Here is a 16,060-nt window from a genome sequence, read left to right as displayed (position 1 = left end):
CACAAGGGAGGCGGCCGCCCGATGGACAGCCGCCTGATGCCCTTTGCCCGTTCCCCTTAGTCCTGGGCGGGGGCGCTCCCCTTGTGCTCCGCCTGACACAGCTCTATGCAGGCATAAAATTGGGTGTGGAGCCTGTCGTACATCTGGTCCAGGTAGTCCCAGAGGGCATGAAATCCGCTGGACAGATCGCTGTCCTCCCGGTCCACCGCCAACGACATGACCCAGAGGGCGCAAATGCCGTCCCGCAGGCGGTTCATCGGGTCCTCCATCTCAAAGAGGACCTTATGCAGTTCCATCTGAAAACCTCCTTGTGTTTCCCCCGGAGGTGTGGTATCATAGATTTGCCAGACCTTCGGGGATGGTGTTTGTGGGGTGTTGGTGTGCTTGTCAGGTGGGCCAACACCCTATTTTATTTTCTCATAGACCTCACGAATCCCTTGACGAATCACATCCGCCTTTGTCATGCCGGTTTTCTGGCAACAGATCTCCAGCAACCGGATATCCTCGTCTGACATGCGGATTCTTGTTTCGTGATTCTTTGGCTCCGATGTCGGCCTTCCCCTTGGTGACAAATTTTTCGCCTCCTTTTTGTATCACCAAAATAATTTTAATATATGGTGACACAAAAGTCAAGTATTATTTTTCTGTTCTCCTATCTGCCTGCCATCGTGTCCTCCTTGTATTTTCCCTGGAGGTATGATATCATAGATTTATCAGACCTTCGGGGATGGTGAGGGAGTAGTCGTTGACACTTGTCGGGTGAGCGGCTACTCTCATTTTTTAAGGCTCTTTTCCACCAAATCAATTCCCTTTTCGATGACCTCGGTCCGAGATATTTGAAGCTTTTCCGCACACATTTTCAATTTATCAGCGGTTTCCGGCGTCAATCTCACACCGAGGTTCACACTTTTGGTAATCTCTTTGGGCGGACGGCCAGTCCGTGGAGACATCTTCTCACCTCACTTTTTGCTCCTGCAATAATTATATTATTGTATGAGCAGAAAGTCAAGTATTATTTTTTTGTTCTCCTATCTGCCTGCCATCGTGTCCTCCTTGTATTTTCCCTGGAGGTGTGGTATCATAGATTTACCAGACCTTCGGGAATGGTGTTTTAGGAACAGTCCGTGACTTTTTGAGGGTGGCGGGCTGTTTCTATTTTTCTTGGTAAAGTTCCTCATCCAGCTTTTCACGGAACCATTCTGTTCTTCCGATCCCCTTTTTTGCCAGCTTCTGGTCCAGCTGTTCCGCCTTTTCCCGGTCGACCATGAATACAAGCTGCTTCATGTTCTTCCGCCGCTCTCTGAAGTACTCTGCCCTGCTTTTATCAGCCACATATTCACCTCCTTTGTAGCTAACTACATTATATACTTGTAGTTAGCTACTTATCAAGAGTTTTCTATGCTGTGATCTTTTCTTCTATCTTCTTTTTGCCCCTTTTCATAATAGGTGCTGTCAGCAGAAGGCCCACGGCAGGTAGGGCATGACCACCGGGCACGCCCAAAGCACAGTCCAGAGAGAGCGGCGCGCCGAGGTCGCCGCGCTCTACCCGCAAATCGTGACATTTCCCCTAAAAGGAGCTTATCATCATGAGGCCGTTTTGATCCGTTTTCCCTTTCCCACACAAAAAGCACCGTTCCGCAATTACGGAACGGTGCTTTTATAGATAAAATTACCTTTTGTATTCAAACTCCAGGTCGTACATGGACACGATATCCCTAACAGCTTGATCACCAGTTCTCCTTAGTTCTTAAGCATTCTCCACAGCGTGGTTCGGCTGATTCCCAGCCTTTCCGCTGTTCGGCTCTGGTTTCCGTTCTCCCGCTCTAAAGTCCGCAACACAATGTCCCGATTGATCTCCTGCAATGTCCGGTTTAAATCCAAGGGCGCCTCAGTATCCTCCCCCCTGTCCCCTACCGGCACTACAGAGCCTTCCCGTTTCAGCACCTCCTCAACAGCTTCGGCGGTGATATAAGGCTGTTCAGTCATCATGGCCAGTTCTTTTACAATACGCTGGAACTGAGAATAATTTCGCGGCCAGTCGAATTTTTGCAGCTTTCGCATCGCCTCTGCCTCTATACCCGATACCTGCTTGGTCATAGTGGTATTCAGATGGCTGAGATACATATTGACAATGGCCGGAAACTTCTCGACTCGCTGACGCAGTGGGGGCAGATAGAGGGTAAGACAACTCAGCACCTCAACAAACTCTACCCCGGCGTCAGGCATTGCCTCGTCCTTTTTGCACACACAGGAGAATATGAGCCGGTTCATCTTATGCACGTTCATGGCAATAATGTTAGCCAATAGCTGCCCCCGCTGGTCCGAGGTGAGCACGTCTATATTTTTGATAAAAATGGTACATTCGCTCCTGGTCAATGGCGAATTATGGTGGTTCATCAAATAGCTCCACCCCTTTGTATTTAGCAGGAAGCAGTCTACCACCACCAGCGGCGAATCCCACCAGTCGCTCTGCAGGTACAGATAATTGACGGCCTGCTCTTTGCATGTCCCCTCCTCGCCAAATACCATAACAGGCTGGCTGGTACGGTTGATGTTTTGGATCGTATGATACAGATCTCTCAGCAGTCCTACCACTGAGTACAGGCTGCCCGAATACTGCTCTTCCACCTCAGATTGGCCCGAATAGCGGATGCCACGGCGGATATCCGACAGCGGCACCTGACTTTCGGAGAAATAGTAGGCGGTATAATGCTCATTGCCCACAGTTTCTCGGTGTGAGCGGATAGAATATTGAATATTGTCTATCTGCTTCAGGATGTGCTTCTGACTGTTTGTTTCGCCTCGAAGGCTTTCTTGACGCAGGTAGTCTATAATAGCAGTGCCGCTGTCCTCGATGGTGGAGAAAAACAGTTCCCCCTGGTCATTAAACACTACGGTTTGATTGATCTGATTCCAAATCAAGCTCCGCAAAAAACGGTTCTCTGCCCTGAGATTTCGGTAATTCCCGTACAGTTGAATCGTCTGGGTAAACGCCATACGCACTCCCTCTGCTCCAGAGGTGATAAGCACTACATCCAGTCCCAGCTGCATTGCCGTGGTGTGCGCTACCATATCACATAGGATGGCCTGGGTCCCCTTTTCTCGGATAGACTGTAAGACAGGCTCAACCTCCGCAGCGTTGCGAATAGTATAGATGTCGATTTGGTATTGCATCACCTCACACAGCAGCCTTGCGCTTGTGGTCACATTGGGAAAACCTACAATCGCATAGTGGTCTGATACCTGCTCCGCCAACTGCATTGCCCGGAGCAGGTCGAAGGGCAGAATCGGAATCTCAATAACCGGAAGGTCCAGCCGTTCTCGAAGCATGGTAGCGGTCCCGCCCCGGGAGATAATGACATCATAATCGTTATAGAAATTCCGGCGGGCCATCTCTACCCCCTTCTGCAGATCTCCTACATAAACTGTCAAGTCGATGTCCTGATACTCCTTGGAAACCTCCAACATTAAGGGGCGCATCTCCGAATAAGGGGCTATGCCCAGCAGTCTAATTTTCTGTTCCATCGACGATCCTTTCTGATGGTTCCGATCCAATACCATTACGTAAGGGGATCTCAAATTCTCCCTCCGGCGTATTTTGGTTATAGATCACATTTACAGGGCGGTCCGACTTCACCCGATCAATATACTCCGAAGGAGGAATCCCAGTCATTTGTTTAAACAGGCGACTAAAATAATGGATACTCTGATAACTCAGTTTTTCAGCGATCTGGCTCACATTTAATTCTGAGTAAAGCATCAGTTCCTTGGCCCTCTCGATCTTCCGGTGGTTGATATATCGGTTTGGCGGCACTCCCACTCGTTCCCGGAAAATTAGCCGGAAATAGTTTGCACTATATCCACATCTGGCTGCCAAATCCTTCACCCATAGCGGACTGTCAATATTCTCTTCAATCATCTGGAGGATCTTCCGCATTTCCGGATCTTCTCGCTGGGCAGCTAGATCATACAGCTGCCAGTTCTCCATCTCCTTGTGTTCCCATCTCATCAAGGAAATAAGCAGTTCATACAAGCGCAGACTAATTACTTCGTCATAATCCTGATTCTGGTTGATCGCTTCCTCAAAAATATCTCGCACCATGCTCCCTACAGGCTCCACTGTGGACGCGAAGAATAGTGGTAACTTTTTCACCCGCTCTTCCAACTCCCTAGAGCAGGTAAATTTCAAATCCAGGCAGCAGGAAGTGTCCAGGCTCGTGATAGAGTGGCATATCTCTGGTGGAACCAGAACCAGGCTTCGTGGTCCGGTTTCAAATCGTTCCTGCCCAACCCGCACACAAGTGTGTCCGCTCAGACAATATATATAATGAAAAAAGTTGTGCCTATGGGGCTCGATATACTGCCCTGCCATCTTTTTGTTTTTTACTACTCGGTGAACTGACACATCGTTGCGCATAAAATTACTCCCATAGGTCTTTCTACTGATCATACACTCTTAAAACATTTGCTTGTCTCCCCAAGGATCCGCAAGTCTGCAACAGAAATATTCAAGCCATTCCTGACCGCTGTAATATTTCTTCTTATTCACTCTTGGATCCCAGAAATCTCCTCAGGCCGGATATTGGTTACCTGGCCATAGATACACAGAGCATCCAGGAATCCTCCTTCATCATATCCAAACACATGCCACTCCAGATCTGGAAAATGCATTATATCTCCCGGGCAGAGCCACTGTTGATGTTCTAAGCTGTCTGGCCCACTCCCCCATTTCACATATGCCCTCGCGCAGTCCAGCACTACTACAGACTCCTCCGCGTGGTTATGAGGGGCCATAGGGCCGCTGTCTGCGCAGTAACGGCAGTAACTTACAGTCATTTTCGCGCTGGCTATGGCGCTGTCTTTGCCTACGGCATTTTGTACTACCCGTCCTGGCAGACTAGTTCTGAAAATCTCATCTCTATGCTTAAAATCCATCTGTATTACCTCCTGATCTTTTTCATAGGCTTTTTTCTTGTGGCGGTGACATTACAGGAAATCATTATAGTCAATGCACGCTTTTATTGTATTTATCTTTTTCGCCTGTACCCGTATCCTTTTCAACTTTTCCATTTTCACTGGTACTAATCCTACCGTTCTGATAATAGATAGAGCGAAAAGTATAAATGAAAGAGTGCTTTATATCAATACTTTTCTCTTGTCTATCCTTATACTGGATACATCAAATATCAGGAGGTATTCCTTATGAGCAAGAAAGAGATTATCGGCGTCATTCCGCCGATCATTACTCCTATTGACGATCAGGAAAAGGTAGATGAAAAGGCTCTGCGGGCCCTAATTGACCACTGTATCAACAACGGTATCCATGGTATTTTTGTATGTGGATCAAACGGCGAATGTATGGCTTTGACACAGGAACAGCGGGATCGAGCCATTCAAATCACCTTGGACCATTGTGCTGGCCGAGTACCTGTTATTGCCGGTTGTATGGACTCCAGTACCCAGCGCGCCATAGAAAATGTAAAGCGTTTTGAAGATATGGGTGGCCAGACTGCTGTGATTACTCCTGTGTTCTATGCCCGTCACGCAACACAAGATGAAACCGTCCAGCATTTTGAGCAAATCAGCCGCAACACCAGCGCAAATCTGATGATATACAACATCCCGCCTTTTACCGGTCAGTTGCTTACAGCAGATACCATCATCCAGTTATCTAAAATAGACAAGGTCATCGGTGTAAAAGACACATCTGGTAATTATCCTCTTTTTATCAGGCTGCTTAATCACTTTAAAGGTACAGATTTTCTAGTACACCAGGGCTCTACAAATCTGGCAGTCCCCAGTATGCTTATGGGAGCCGACGGGTATATCCCTTCTCTGGCCCCCCTGTTTCCAAAGGCTCACATCAAACTGTATGAATATGGAAAGACCGGTAATATTTCGGAAGCCATGAAATGGGGCGCCATTGTAGATGAGATCTGTAAGCTTTACCCTATGGCGAAGAGTCAGACCGCTTCCACCAAGTACGCCATCAGCACCCTCGGCTTTGCCAGCGAACGGGTATGCCGCCCCACTGAACCTATCACTGTTGAGGAGCGAAAGCGCATCGATGCCCACATTGCCACGCTGAGGCAATATATGTAGAAACGGGGGTGAGTGACATGGCCGACAACTTCATCCTGATTCATCTGGATCCAGCCGACAATATAGCAGTGCTCCGTGCCGCAGCGGAGGCTGGCACTGTACTTACCCCAGATGGTCTGACCATCCGGCAGGACATCCCTATCGGGCATAAGGTGGCCATACGCCCCATCGCCCAAGGTGAGCCAATCTTAAAATACAATACAGTCATCGGCTATGCTTCCCAGAATATCTCTCCTGGAGATCATGTCCATAACCACAACATCCGTTTTGATACCATCAAAGAAGTCTACCATTACTGTGCTGATTACACCCCAGTCCCCATTCTACCGGCCCAGGAACAGCGTACTTTTCTGGGCTATGTGCGGCCTAACGGGCTAGTCGGCACACGGAACTGTATTGCTGTCACCGTATGTAGCAATTGTGCCGCAACCGTGGCCAGAAAAATTGCCAACCACTTTACCCCAGAGATATTGTCCGCTTATCCCAATGTAGACGCCGTGGTTCCCCTCATCACATCTTCCGGTTGCGGTCTGGAGAAGTCCGGTGACCCCATGATCTATTTGCGCCGGGTACTGGGCGGCCTTATCAAGAATCCCAATATAGCAGGCGCCCTTGTATGTGCCCTGGGCTGTGAGTCTAACAATATCGACAACTTTTTTCAGGAAGCAGGTCTAGTCCCCAGTCCCACACTGGGTCGCTTGGTAATCCAAGAGGAGGGCGGCTCCCGAAAATCAGTGGAAAAGGGCATCTCTATGGTAGAGGCCATGCTTTCCCTCGCCAATCATTCTGTTCGCCAGGAGGTACCTGTTTCTCATCTGAAGGTCGGACTGGAATGTGGCGGCTCCGACTCTTTCTCTGGTTCCTCAGCCAATCCAGCGCTGGGCAAGGCAATCGATCTTCTGATCCAGAACGGCGGTACCGCAGTCCTCACAGAACCCACCGAGCTACTCGGTGTGGAAGGAGCACTGGTCCGACGCGCCAGATCTCCCCAGGTAGCGCAAAAGCTCATCGACATCATGCGGTGGTGGCTGGACTACTGCCGTGGAAAGGACTCTCAAATCTATGGCAAAGTTACCCCCGGCAATAATGCTGGCGGCATCACCAATGTCCTGGAAAAAGCTCTTGGAAGCGCAAAAAAAGGCGGGAGCACCCCACTCAACGATGTAGTTGGCTATGCGGAACCTGTTACCACTCCCGGCCTTAACATCATGAACTCTCCTTCTTATGATCCGGTATCCGCTGCAGCCATGTTTTCCGGCGGCTGCAATCTTTGCGCTTTTACCACTGGCCGGGGCTCCTGCTATGGCAGCCAGCACTTCCCCACTCTAAAGATTTCTTCCAATACCCCCCTCTATCTCCGCCAAAAGGATGATATTGACCTCAATGCCGGCGCTGTTATCGATGGGGAAAAAACTTTGGAGCAGATGGGGCAGGAAATTTTCGATGCTCTCATCGAAGTGGCCTCTGGGAGGCGAACTAAAAGCGAGCTGTTCGGAATGGGTGGCGATGAGTTTATCGTTTGGTGGCTTGGCATCACCGCTTAACTCAGTCCCAGCATATAGAATGCCAAACCTGCTGGAAGGGGAAATCGGCCAAGCCGGTTTCCCCCATTTTATCAATCCAGACTTCTGGAAATGTCCCTCATCTCTTTCCCCTGGCCATTCCAGAACTCCCGCAGCTTTGCCATCTGATCTCCAAGGCTGAAATGCCGGACGCCCAAGTCGATGTAATACTGGGCCTCTGCGGGCGAATTGATCTCACATCTCGGCTGAACACCATGCCGCAAGGCCGCTGAGATGACCTGTCGTTCAGCCTGCTTAAACTCCTGTGTATGATCCGCTCGATTCCAGCCACGGCTCATGCAGTAGTCCGCCGGGCCAAATTGCACCATATCTACGCCTGGGATATCGCAGATCTCCTCAATCCGTTCCACAGACTCCCGCTTTTCGATCATGAAGCATAGTACAATATCGTTAAGCCGTTGAATATGCTCCAACTGGGATACTCCATTCGGGCTGCTGATGAATCGCCGGTTTGGACATCCATATACGCCATCTGTGCCTTCTACCAACGGACGGATGGCTCTGACAGAAGCATACACATCCTCCGGAGTCCGGCAATCAGCAAAATTGACCCCTTGGAATCCAGAGGCTACCGCCTTTTGTGACACATAAAATCGATTTTGAAAATCCACCTTTATCATAGTGCCCATTTCATACAGTTCAGCTGCCCGGGCCATGTTCTCCAGATCCATCTGTGTGAATGGAGCGTATTCCGCTACAAATTCCATGTAGTCAAAGTTTCCGCAGGCACCTAAAGTTTCGGTGAAGATCGGCCAAGTGGACCACATACGAGTACTCACCGATGTCTTTCCTTCCTGTAAGATCCTGCGCAGTTTGTTTTCTCTCATCATTTCTTTTCCTCTTTCCCATAGAACGCAAGACATGTAAGCATACTACTATTACAGCGGGCCTGCCAGCGGTAAAACCATGCAGCTGTGTCTCGCTCATTCATATCCCCAATGGCATTTTTACCATAGCTGACAGCACTGGGATGATATCTAACCGACCAGGTGTTCAATCACTTTTATACAGGAGGGGCCCCCGCTTTGGCGGGGGCCCCTGTTGTTTATTCGACGGCCTCGAATCACAGGAAGGGCACAAAGCTTTGGAACAGGTCACGCTGCTCCTTCAAATTCGCAAGGGTTTCCTCCACGTTAAGTACAAAGGGATTCTGGAAGCAGTAATCATTCACCATTTGTTTCCAATCGTCCGTAGCGGTAACGTCTAGGATGGCGGCATTCATAGCCTCAACAATTTCAGCAGGAGTCCCCTTAGGCGCCAGAAGAACATACTCCGTATCTAGCTTCAGCTCAGGGATCAACTCGCTGGCCGCAGGCTGATCTGGGATCAGGTCAGGGGCCTTGGAAAGTACGGTGCATAGGCTCTTCAGCTGACCGTTCTCAATATAGTCAGCCGCAGTGGAATAGGGCAGGGAGGTAGCGTCGATCTCGCCGCCCAACAGAGCAGTCAGACGAGTGGCGCCATCGCCTGCGTCAATAATATTGAATTGAGCGCCACCCAGGTTGGCCAGAACACAGGACAGAATGTATACGCCACCGCCGGTAGAGATGCCCAACTTGATCTGACCAGGATTGGCCTTGGTGGCTTCGATCAGTTCCTCCAAGGTATTATAGGGGGAATCCGCGGGAACAACGATATTCTCACCGGACTGCATTCCATACACCGCTACTGGCTCAAAAGCATCATAGCCGAAGTCCACCATGCCGGTCGCTTCGTTGCCGTTTAGCGCCGCAGTATTAGTGGCAATAAAGGTGTAACCGTCGGTCTCTCCATCCTTATATTGCTGCATACAGGTAGCGCCGTTGGCGCCGGTCACGTTGGTGACGACCACAGACACGCCCAACTCACTTTCCAGCGCAGTGGCCAACTGACGCCCCATATAGTCAGTATCACCACCGGCTCCGTGGGTCATATAGATGTTGATCGTCTTGTCGGGCCAACCCTCCGCAGCATTGGGATCGCTGGGAGCATTTGAAGTAGAGGCGCTGGTAGTGCTCTTGTCATCCCCCGAAGAGGGTGTTCCAGGATTGGCGCAGCCGGTAGCCATAACCAGCACCATAGCTGCACTCAGCATCAGAGAGATCATTCTTTTCATCTTGTTCTTCCTTTCTTTTTGGCTTTTATTTATTCATCACCGCTGGCAGCCATCTTGATAGCCTCAGCTTCTTCTGCACGTTTCGCGTCTTTCAGGTTCGCACGGGCAGAGAAGATGACCACCAAGACCGTCGCAATGATCAATACACAGAAAATCGGATGATTCCAGAAGGGATCGCTAGAGGCCAGCTGAGATACGCGGCGCAGGTTCTGCTCAAAGGTCGGGCCTAAAATAAATCCAAGGATCATAGGGACCGTTGGGATCTTGGCCTTTACGAGCAAATAGGACATCAGGCCAAATAAAACCATGGCATAGGTATCAAAGAGCATATTGGCGTTTCCGATAGCGCCAATGGCGCATAGCACTACAACCACCGGAAGCAAATAATTCTTGGGTACTTTTAATACAGATATGAAAAATCGCATACCCAGCATCATGAACACCAGCATAAAAATCGCGGCTAATACCATAGCAAAGAAGATCGCATAGACCACCACGCCGTTCTTCTCATAGATCAGGGGCCCTGGCGCCACATTATGCACCTGGAGTCCACCTAGTAACATTGCGGTAACAGCATCGCCGGGAATACCCAGGGAAAGGAGAGGGATCATAGCGCCGCCTATCGTTCCATTATTGGCGGTCTCAGAGGCTACCACGCCATCCATGATACCTGTCCCGTACAGTTCGCGGCGTTTGGAGGTGTTCTTGGATACAGTATAGGAGATCATACAAGACACACCGCCACCGATGCCTGGCAGAATTCCAATGCCGACACCAATCAGCGCGGATACAATGGCGTTTGGAATATTACTCACAAACTCCTTCATAGAGAAGCCAACGCCCCTGATTTTTACGTCCTGTCGAATGGTGTAATCCTGTTTTTGGCGCACTGTTTCGGCATAGGCCATGACCTCGGAAATGGCAAACAGACCGATTAACAGAACTACAAGGGCAAAACCGTTGTTCAACTGATACATACCGAAGGTAAACCTAGGCTTGGAGTCAATGGGCGAAAGGCCAACTGTAGCCAGCAAAGCCCCCAGCACAGCGGAAATCAGGCCCTTCGGCATATCATGTCCTGTAAGGGCGACAACCATGGACAGGGAGAAAACAGCCAGGGCACAATACTCATATGCCTGGAACTTAAGCGCAAAGTCACACAGCACAGGAGCCAGTACCACAAGCAGGCCAATGCCAATGACGGTTCCAATAAATGAGAACACCACACCGGTGCCTAGCGCTTTGCCTGCCTCGCCCTTGTCTGCCATTGGTTTTCCATCAAAACAGGTGGCTACAGAGGAAGGTGTACCGGGAATATTCAACAGAATAGCGGAAATCAAGCCGCCGGAAATACCGCCAATGTAAAGTGCCATCAGCATCGAAATACCTTCCGAGGCTGTCATTGAGTAAGTGACCGGCAGGAACATAACAATAGCCATGGTGGCGGTCAAGCCTGGGATGGAACCAAAGATGATACCCACCACTGTACCTATGGCTATTAGAGCAATAGTCATGGGCTGAAGGACTTCCATTAAGCCTTGAACAATCATTCTTTTAGCCCTCCTTTACAGTCCGAATATACTCAGGAGTCCAATGGGAAGTAGGACATTCAGCATGTATCTGAAGATATAGAACAGGAGACAGCCTGTAATAATAGCTGTAATCGCTGCGGGCAGCACATTCTTTTTCCGATGTTCGCCCGGAGTAAGCACCAGGATCTGTACAAATACATACAGGATTGTAGTAGGTACAAACCCAATGGGCCCCATTAATCCCACATACAGGCCCAGAGCCACGAAACTGACCACAACCTCTCGCTTCTCGACCAATGCTGCTATCATAGAATTTTTTTGCGTCACACCGCCTTCGGCCTTATAGGCTTTGCGCTTCTTCATCCCTCTTACAATCAGCCACAGACTCAACACCAGCATGGCCCCACCCCATAGATAAGGCACAAAGTGGTTAGTCAAGGGAGTGGCTCCCAGGCCGGTGAAAGTGGGGATCCCAGGGATATTGAGCAAATACCATATCGAGAAAATAAAAATTACCGTACCGGGGATAATATCCAGCCTATACTTGCTGTTTTTCATATACCCTTTTCTCTTCCTTTCTGATCAATCTATCCTGTTTATATCAAATCCAGCAAGTTGCCCTTCTGGTCAAAACGCAGGGGTCTCGCTTCTTCTAATATCTCAATATCTTCTCTGCCTCTCATCTGCTCCAGAAGCGTTTCAGAAATCATGATCGTTTCCAGGGACAGCGTGTTTTTGATATAAACCATCCGAACATGATTCTTGTCCGCTTTTGTCAGCGTACGTACCGCGACTTGAAGTGCCATTTTGTCGTCCTCCAACACCATCGGAATCTTTCCCACACCCAGCACAGTCGAGGTGATCATGTTGAAATAGGTGGCATTGGTATCTAGCTTTTCAAACACGCGCTTTGTCGTCGTGTCCGCATTTCCAAGTCCAATATAGCTGCCGTGACTTTCGGGGGAGATGTCCAATACTACTACCCTCTCTTTTTTAATACCGCCAGTAGCATAAGGCGTCCCAAAAGTCCCTGTCACATTAGGATCCATGCCGCTGCCTGAAAAATTTTTCCCAATCTCTCTCACCAGCAGCACGTCCGTTTCCGGCATTAGAAGCCGGGGAAGGCGGCTTTTAGCAAAAAGCAGCAGTTCGGGCTCTTTGTCAAAGATTTCCTCCGCGGGAAGGACCTCGATCCGGCAGGTCTGATCAAATTCATTTTCGATAGTACCTACGCCAAAAATTATATTGGTGTGATCAAAAATCACCTTGGCATATTGTGGAAGCCGTTCCCCCATCCATTGAAATCCCGCCCGGTGCAGGGAGTCTGCTCCCTCACGTTTTCCCATACCAATGGCCATCATCTTGACCAGGCCTGACTCATAAGCTCCCCGGAATGCTGTATGGGCTTTGATCCGCCCCACAACGATGACTGCGTCCGCCTCATACGCAAAGCGATCCACTCGCACTTCATCGCCGTTGGAGAGAGAACCCACCTGCACAGTTTCCATACTGGAGAAGATGGGGCATCGACAGGCCTCCTCTGTAATTCCATAACTCTCTAGAATCTCCCGTTGTCCTTCCGCCGTAGCACCTCCGTGACTACCCATCGCTGGTATGATATAGGGATGAGCGCCTTGCGCCCTCACATAGTCAGCCAATTCCCTCAGGATCAGCGGCATATTGGCAATCTTTCTACTGCTGCCGGTGAGAACCACCCGCATTCCAGGCTTAATACGGGACCGCAAGTCCTCTCGATCCAGCTTTTCCATCAGATAGGCAGCAACATCCTCTATTCCATCTCTGGGGAATTTTTGTCTAATCATGGCCATTCGCGGCAATTCTACATCTGCTAGCACCGCACGAAGACCAGATTGTTCTTTAATTTCCATCGTATTTTCCTTTCCAACGGCAAGTCACATCTCTTCCCTCTTGTGCAAGCGAACCAACTGAAGCGCCCACCCCAGCTCTGGAAGAGGGTTATACGTTATGCTGCGCTCCGTGATAGGCATCAAAGGATTGATCCGATATCCGAGGAATCGCCCCCGCAGAATCAGTTCCAGTCTGTCCCCTTTTATGCAAAGAAATAGGCCATTGGCCGCCATAGATCCAATCTGTTTAATCAGCTTCTTTTCCTGTTTGGGCAGTTCCGGCATTTCCTCTCCCTCTATCCAAAGGGGGACAAATTGAATCCCCGGATAGGTTATCCTGATATAGCACCCACTGAGCATAGCGTTCAAGCCATTTTCCACAACAGGAAACGTCACATCTGCCAACTCCACCTGGATGTCTCCCATTTGGCCCCGGACTAGCTCTCGGCTCAAAAAAGCTCGTCCGCTACCAGAGCAGCCCAAACCGCCCGACAGAACCGCGGCCTGGTCCACGCCGTCTTTAGGGCTGTACTCAAATTGGTCCAAGCAGGCGCAGACAGCATAGGTCAAGATGGCCCCACGGACACACCCAATATATCGGCGGTTCAGCGGCCTGACCAGCAGCAGGTAGACAGCCAGCAGAATACCTGCCACCATATAGCCCATCGGCCCGATCCCTACCAAGAAAAGCGCAACTCCCGCAATGAGAAGAGCCAGAAAGTACAGCAGATTTGCCGCCATCATGATCAGCCGTTTTCGGCTCAAATTCTTTATAGCTGTTTCTATGGGACTCATACCTGGGCCCAATCTTTGCCTGCCCATCTGGGATGGTCATATGCTGCTTTGTCTGCTACATACGGCCATTTCTCCCCTCGGCATACTGCCAGACACCCCTTAACGCACATCTGCGCCATCTTAATGACTGCCTCCCGGGTCTGGGCGGCTGAGTGGGGGCTGAGGACCAAGTTTGGACAGGTAAGCAGTGGATCATCTGCCCTGGGTGGTTCACTACAGAACACATCGGTACCTGCCCCAGCGATAACACCTTCTTTTAAAGCTTCCACTAAATCAGACTCATTGACGATCCCTCCCCGGCTACAATTAATAAGTAGAGCTGTCGGCTTCATCATAGACAGTTGTCTCTTAGAAATCATGCCTCGGGTCTCCTCTGTAAGAGGGACATGGATAGTAACTACGTCGCTGATTTTCAGCAAATCTTCGTAATTTTCATAGTAGTCAGCTCCCAAAGCCTCAATCTTTTCTTGTTCCAGGAAGGGGTCATAACCGGCCAGTTTCATGCCGCAGCCCCGGCATATCTTGGCAGTTTCCCGGCCAATGGCGCCTAACCCAATTACGCCAACTGTTTTTCCTTCCAACTCAAAAGCCTTCTTGGCCCCACGAATCTCCCAGTTACCCGTGCACATTTCGTTTTGCCCCTCTATTAAATTTTTAGACAGGGCAAATATCATGGCTACAGTATGTTCGGCTACACTTCGGTTGTTTGCCCCCGGAGTAATTACAACCGGGATGCCCTTTGCGGTCGCAGCTGCTATATCTACTGTGTCATAGCCCACTCCGGTCCTGCCGATAACCTTCAGGTTGGGGCTATGCTCAATAGCATGTCCATCACATTTGGCGATTCTGACAATAAGTGCATCCGCATCCCACATTTGGTCCAAATAGTTATTAGGGTCCTGGTCATCTGCCACATAGATGTCAGCTGTATCCTTCAGCAGCTCCATCCCCTCTGGACAAACAGCCTGGGTCATAACGAATTTCATAGGGTCCCCTCCTTACCTTTTCTTATGGTTCGCCAGAGTGATTGCATAATCCATGGCGTTGACCAAGCTCAACTCATTTGCGTGTCCGTTACCTGCATGGCCAAAGCCAGTACCATGGTCCACACTGGCCCGGATAATAGGAAGTCCCAGAGTAACATTGATTCCCGCTACAGCATCCCAGTGCCTCTCAGCTTTGTTATAGACAAATCCCTTCACTTTCAGGGGGATATGGCCTTGGTCATGATACATGACTACAACAATGTCATACCAGCCGCCCAGCGCCTTCGAAAACACGGTATCAGGCGGTGTAGGTTTTTTCTCAGGAATCCAGATTCCTTCAGCCATGGCCGCGTCAACAGCGGGCTGTATCTCCTCAATCTCTTCTCGACCGAACATCCCGTTCTCCCCGCAGTGAGGATTTAAGCCTGCCACGCCGATCTTAGGCTTCTCAATTCCTAAAGCTTTACATCCCTCATTAGCAATGCGGATACATTCCAGTACCCGCTCCTTTTTCACAAGATCGCAGGCCTCTCTCAGGGAAACATGGGTCGATACATGAACCACCCGCAGGTCGTTATGGGCCAGCATCATAGTATACTTGTCAGTTTTGGTATAGTCAGCATAAATCTCAGTATGACCGGAGTAGTGATGACCGGCCATATTGATCGCTTCTTTGGCTAAAGCATTAGTAACAGTAGCATCTATCTCGCCCGCCATGGCCATTTGAATCACTTTCTCCACATACCGAAAGGATGCCTCACCACCTAACCGGCAAGCGCCTATGCCGAAAGGTTGCGGCACATCCTGGTCAGCAGTATCTGGAATTTGATCTACAGCTACTAATCCCAGGTCTAGCACGTCGATAGTTCCATATGTAAACTTGGCTTCTTCCACACACTTGACTGGGTTAAGGGTCAGCGTGGCGCCTCTTACTTTCTTGGCCACCCGAAGGGCATAGTCCATGCTGCTCATATCCCCTACAACCAGGGGCCTGCAACGGTCATAAATGCCCTTGTTCGCCAAGGCCCGGACCGTAATCTCCGGGCCATTGCCGAAGGGATCCCCCATTGAAATACCCAAAATCGGTCTGTCCATTTTC

At 49.8% G+C, this 16,060-nt stretch carries 16 protein-coding genes; 2 read left to right on the top strand and 14 right to left on the bottom strand.

What is annotated here, in order from left to right:
• Nucleotides 1–56: 56 nt before the first annotated feature.
• The 6 genes from MCG44_RS03495 to MCG44_RS03475 form a co-directional block, all read right to left on the bottom strand.
• The gene (locus tag MCG44_RS03495; RefSeq protein WP_147571016.1) at nt 57–296 is read right to left on the bottom strand and encodes a hypothetical protein; all 240 of its coding nucleotides are present in this window, start codon (nt 294–296) and stop codon (nt 57–59) included.
• 477 nt (nt 297–773) lie between these two features.
• Complete coding sequence (locus MCG44_RS15085) at nt 774–950, bottom strand: ribbon-helix-helix domain-containing protein (protein WP_147571017.1); 177 nt, start codon at nt 948–950, stop codon at nt 774–776.
• 202 nt (nt 951–1,152) lie between these two features.
• Nucleotides 1,153–1,332 carry a hypothetical protein gene (locus tag MCG44_RS03490; RefSeq protein ID WP_147571018.1) on the bottom strand — a complete coding sequence of 60 codons (180 nt, stop codon included), beginning with the start codon at nt 1,330–1,332 and terminating at the stop codon, nt 1,153–1,155.
• Nucleotides 1,333–1,740: 408 nt separating this feature from the next.
• Entirely contained in the window at nt 1,741–3,525 is a 1,785-nt protein-coding gene (locus MCG44_RS03485) for a sigma-54-dependent transcriptional regulator (protein ID WP_186852186.1), read from the bottom strand.
• The gene (locus tag MCG44_RS03480) at nt 3,509–4,417 is read right to left on the bottom strand and encodes a helix-turn-helix domain-containing protein (protein WP_240286840.1); all 909 of its coding nucleotides are present in this window, start codon (nt 4,415–4,417) and stop codon (nt 3,509–3,511) included. The genes MCG44_RS03485 and MCG44_RS03480 overlap by 17 nt, the downstream gene beginning before the upstream one ends.
• Before the next feature lie 128 nt (nt 4,418–4,545).
• On the bottom strand, nt 4,546–4,935 hold the full coding sequence (locus MCG44_RS03475) for a hypothetical protein (RefSeq protein ID WP_240286836.1): 390 nt from the start codon (nt 4,933–4,935) through the stop codon (nt 4,546–4,548).
• Between the two features lie 267 nt (nt 4,936–5,202).
• Here MCG44_RS03475 and MCG44_RS03470 point away from each other — a divergent pair, with 267 nt between their 5' ends.
• Both MCG44_RS03470 and MCG44_RS03465 read left to right on the top strand, forming a co-directional pair.
• On the top strand, nt 5,203–6,102 hold the full coding sequence (locus MCG44_RS03470; RefSeq protein WP_240286833.1) for a dihydrodipicolinate synthase family protein: 900 nt from the start codon (nt 5,203–5,205) through the stop codon (nt 6,100–6,102).
• 17 nt (nt 6,103–6,119) lie between these two features.
• Nucleotides 6,120–7,646, top strand: coding sequence for a UxaA family hydrolase (locus tag MCG44_RS03465; protein ID WP_186852190.1), 1,527 nt, complete (start codon nt 6,120–6,122; stop codon nt 7,644–7,646).
• Nucleotides 7,647–7,717: 71 nt separating this feature from the next.
• On the opposite strand, the gene MCG44_RS03460 is transcribed toward MCG44_RS03465, so the two are convergent.
• The 8 genes from MCG44_RS03460 to MCG44_RS03425 all read right to left on the bottom strand — a co-directional run bounded on the left by MCG44_RS03460 (nt 7,718) and on the right by MCG44_RS03425 (nt 16,056).
• A complete protein-coding gene (locus MCG44_RS03460) occupies nt 7,718–8,512 on the bottom strand; it encodes an HpcH/HpaI aldolase family protein (RefSeq protein ID WP_186852430.1) in 795 nt (264 codons plus the stop codon).
• Nucleotides 8,513–8,748: 236 nt separating this feature from the next.
• Nucleotides 8,749–9,780: a Bug family tripartite tricarboxylate transporter substrate binding protein gene (locus tag MCG44_RS03455; protein WP_207721900.1), complete on the bottom strand. Its 1,032-nt coding sequence runs from the start codon at nt 9,778–9,780 to the stop codon at nt 8,749–8,751.
• Nucleotides 9,781–9,809: 29 nt separating this feature from the next.
• Entirely contained in the window at nt 9,810–11,330 is a 1,521-nt protein-coding gene (locus MCG44_RS03450; protein WP_186852191.1) for a tripartite tricarboxylate transporter permease, read from the bottom strand.
• Nucleotides 11,331–11,345: 15 nt separating this feature from the next.
• Nucleotides 11,346–11,870 (bottom strand): tripartite tricarboxylate transporter TctB family protein, encoded by a 525-nt coding sequence (locus MCG44_RS03445; protein ID WP_186852192.1) that lies wholly within the window; start codon nt 11,868–11,870, stop codon nt 11,346–11,348.
• 38 nt (nt 11,871–11,908) lie between these two features.
• Nucleotides 11,909–13,135: a lactate racemase domain-containing protein gene (locus MCG44_RS03440; RefSeq protein ID WP_240286831.1), complete on the bottom strand. Its 1,227-nt coding sequence runs from the start codon at nt 13,133–13,135 to the stop codon at nt 11,909–11,911.
• A 90-nt stretch (nt 13,136–13,225) separates the two neighbouring features.
• Entirely contained in the window at nt 13,226–13,945 is a 720-nt protein-coding gene (locus MCG44_RS03435) for a hypothetical protein (RefSeq protein WP_240286828.1), read from the bottom strand.
• A 26-nt stretch (nt 13,946–13,971) separates the two neighbouring features.
• Nucleotides 13,972–14,961, bottom strand: a complete 990-nt coding sequence (locus MCG44_RS03430; RefSeq protein WP_240286826.1) for a hydroxyacid dehydrogenase — start codon at nt 14,959–14,961, stop codon at nt 13,972–13,974.
• A 12-nt stretch (nt 14,962–14,973) separates the two neighbouring features.
• Nucleotides 14,974–16,056, bottom strand: coding sequence for a PdxA family protein (locus MCG44_RS03425; RefSeq protein ID WP_186852196.1), 1,083 nt, complete (start codon nt 16,054–16,056; stop codon nt 14,974–14,976).
• Nucleotides 16,057–16,060: the final 4 nt, after the last annotated feature.

It is taken from the genome of Lawsonibacter sp. OA9 (genome assembly GCF_022440585.1).
Note: the sequence above shows the minus strand (reverse complement) of the source record. Positions and strands in the feature narration are given on the sequence as shown.

Excerpts from the sequence above, each read along its gene's own strand:
- MCG44_RS03495 (WP_147571016.1), bottom strand. The coding sequence starts at position 296 with ATGGAACTGCATAAGGTCCTCTTTGAGATGGAGGACCCGATGAACCGC.
- MCG44_RS15085 (WP_147571017.1), bottom strand. The coding sequence starts at position 950 with ATGTCTCCACGGACTGGCCGTCCGCCCAAAGAGATTACCAAAAGTGTG.
- MCG44_RS03485 (WP_186852186.1), bottom strand. The coding sequence starts at position 3,525 with ATGGAACAGAAAATTAGACTGCTGGGCATAGCCCCTTATTCGGAGATG.
- MCG44_RS03480 (WP_240286840.1), bottom strand. The coding sequence starts at position 4,417 with ATGCGCAACGATGTGTCAGTTCACCGAGTAGTAAAAAACAAAAAGATG.
- MCG44_RS03475 (WP_240286836.1), bottom strand. The coding sequence starts at position 4,935 with ATGGATTTTAAGCATAGAGATGAGATTTTCAGAACTAGTCTGCCAGGA.
- MCG44_RS03470 (WP_240286833.1), top strand. The coding sequence starts at position 5,203 with ATGAGCAAGAAAGAGATTATCGGCGTCATTCCGCCGATCATTACTCCT.
- MCG44_RS03465 (WP_186852190.1), top strand. The coding sequence starts at position 6,120 with ATGGCCGACAACTTCATCCTGATTCATCTGGATCCAGCCGACAATATA.
- MCG44_RS03460 (WP_186852430.1), bottom strand. The coding sequence starts at position 8,512 with ATGAGAGAAAACAAACTGCGCAGGATCTTACAGGAAGGAAAGACATCG.
- MCG44_RS03455 (WP_207721900.1), bottom strand. The coding sequence starts at position 9,780 with ATGAAAAGAATGATCTCTCTGATGCTGAGTGCAGCTATGGTGCTGGTT.
- MCG44_RS03450 (WP_186852191.1), bottom strand. The coding sequence starts at position 11,330 with ATGATTGTTCAAGGCTTAATGGAAGTCCTTCAGCCCATGACTATTGCT.
- MCG44_RS03445 (WP_186852192.1), bottom strand. The coding sequence starts at position 11,870 with ATGAAAAACAGCAAGTATAGGCTGGATATTATCCCCGGTACGGTAATT.
- MCG44_RS03440 (WP_240286831.1), bottom strand. The coding sequence starts at position 13,135 with ATGATTAGACAAAAATTCCCCAGAGATGGAATAGAGGATGTTGCTGCC.
- MCG44_RS03430 (WP_240286826.1), bottom strand. The coding sequence starts at position 14,961 with ATGAAATTCGTTATGACCCAGGCTGTTTGTCCAGAGGGGATGGAGCTG.
- MCG44_RS03425 (WP_186852196.1), bottom strand. The coding sequence starts at position 16,056 with ATGGACAGACCGATTTTGGGTATTTCAATGGGGGATCCCTTCGGCAAT.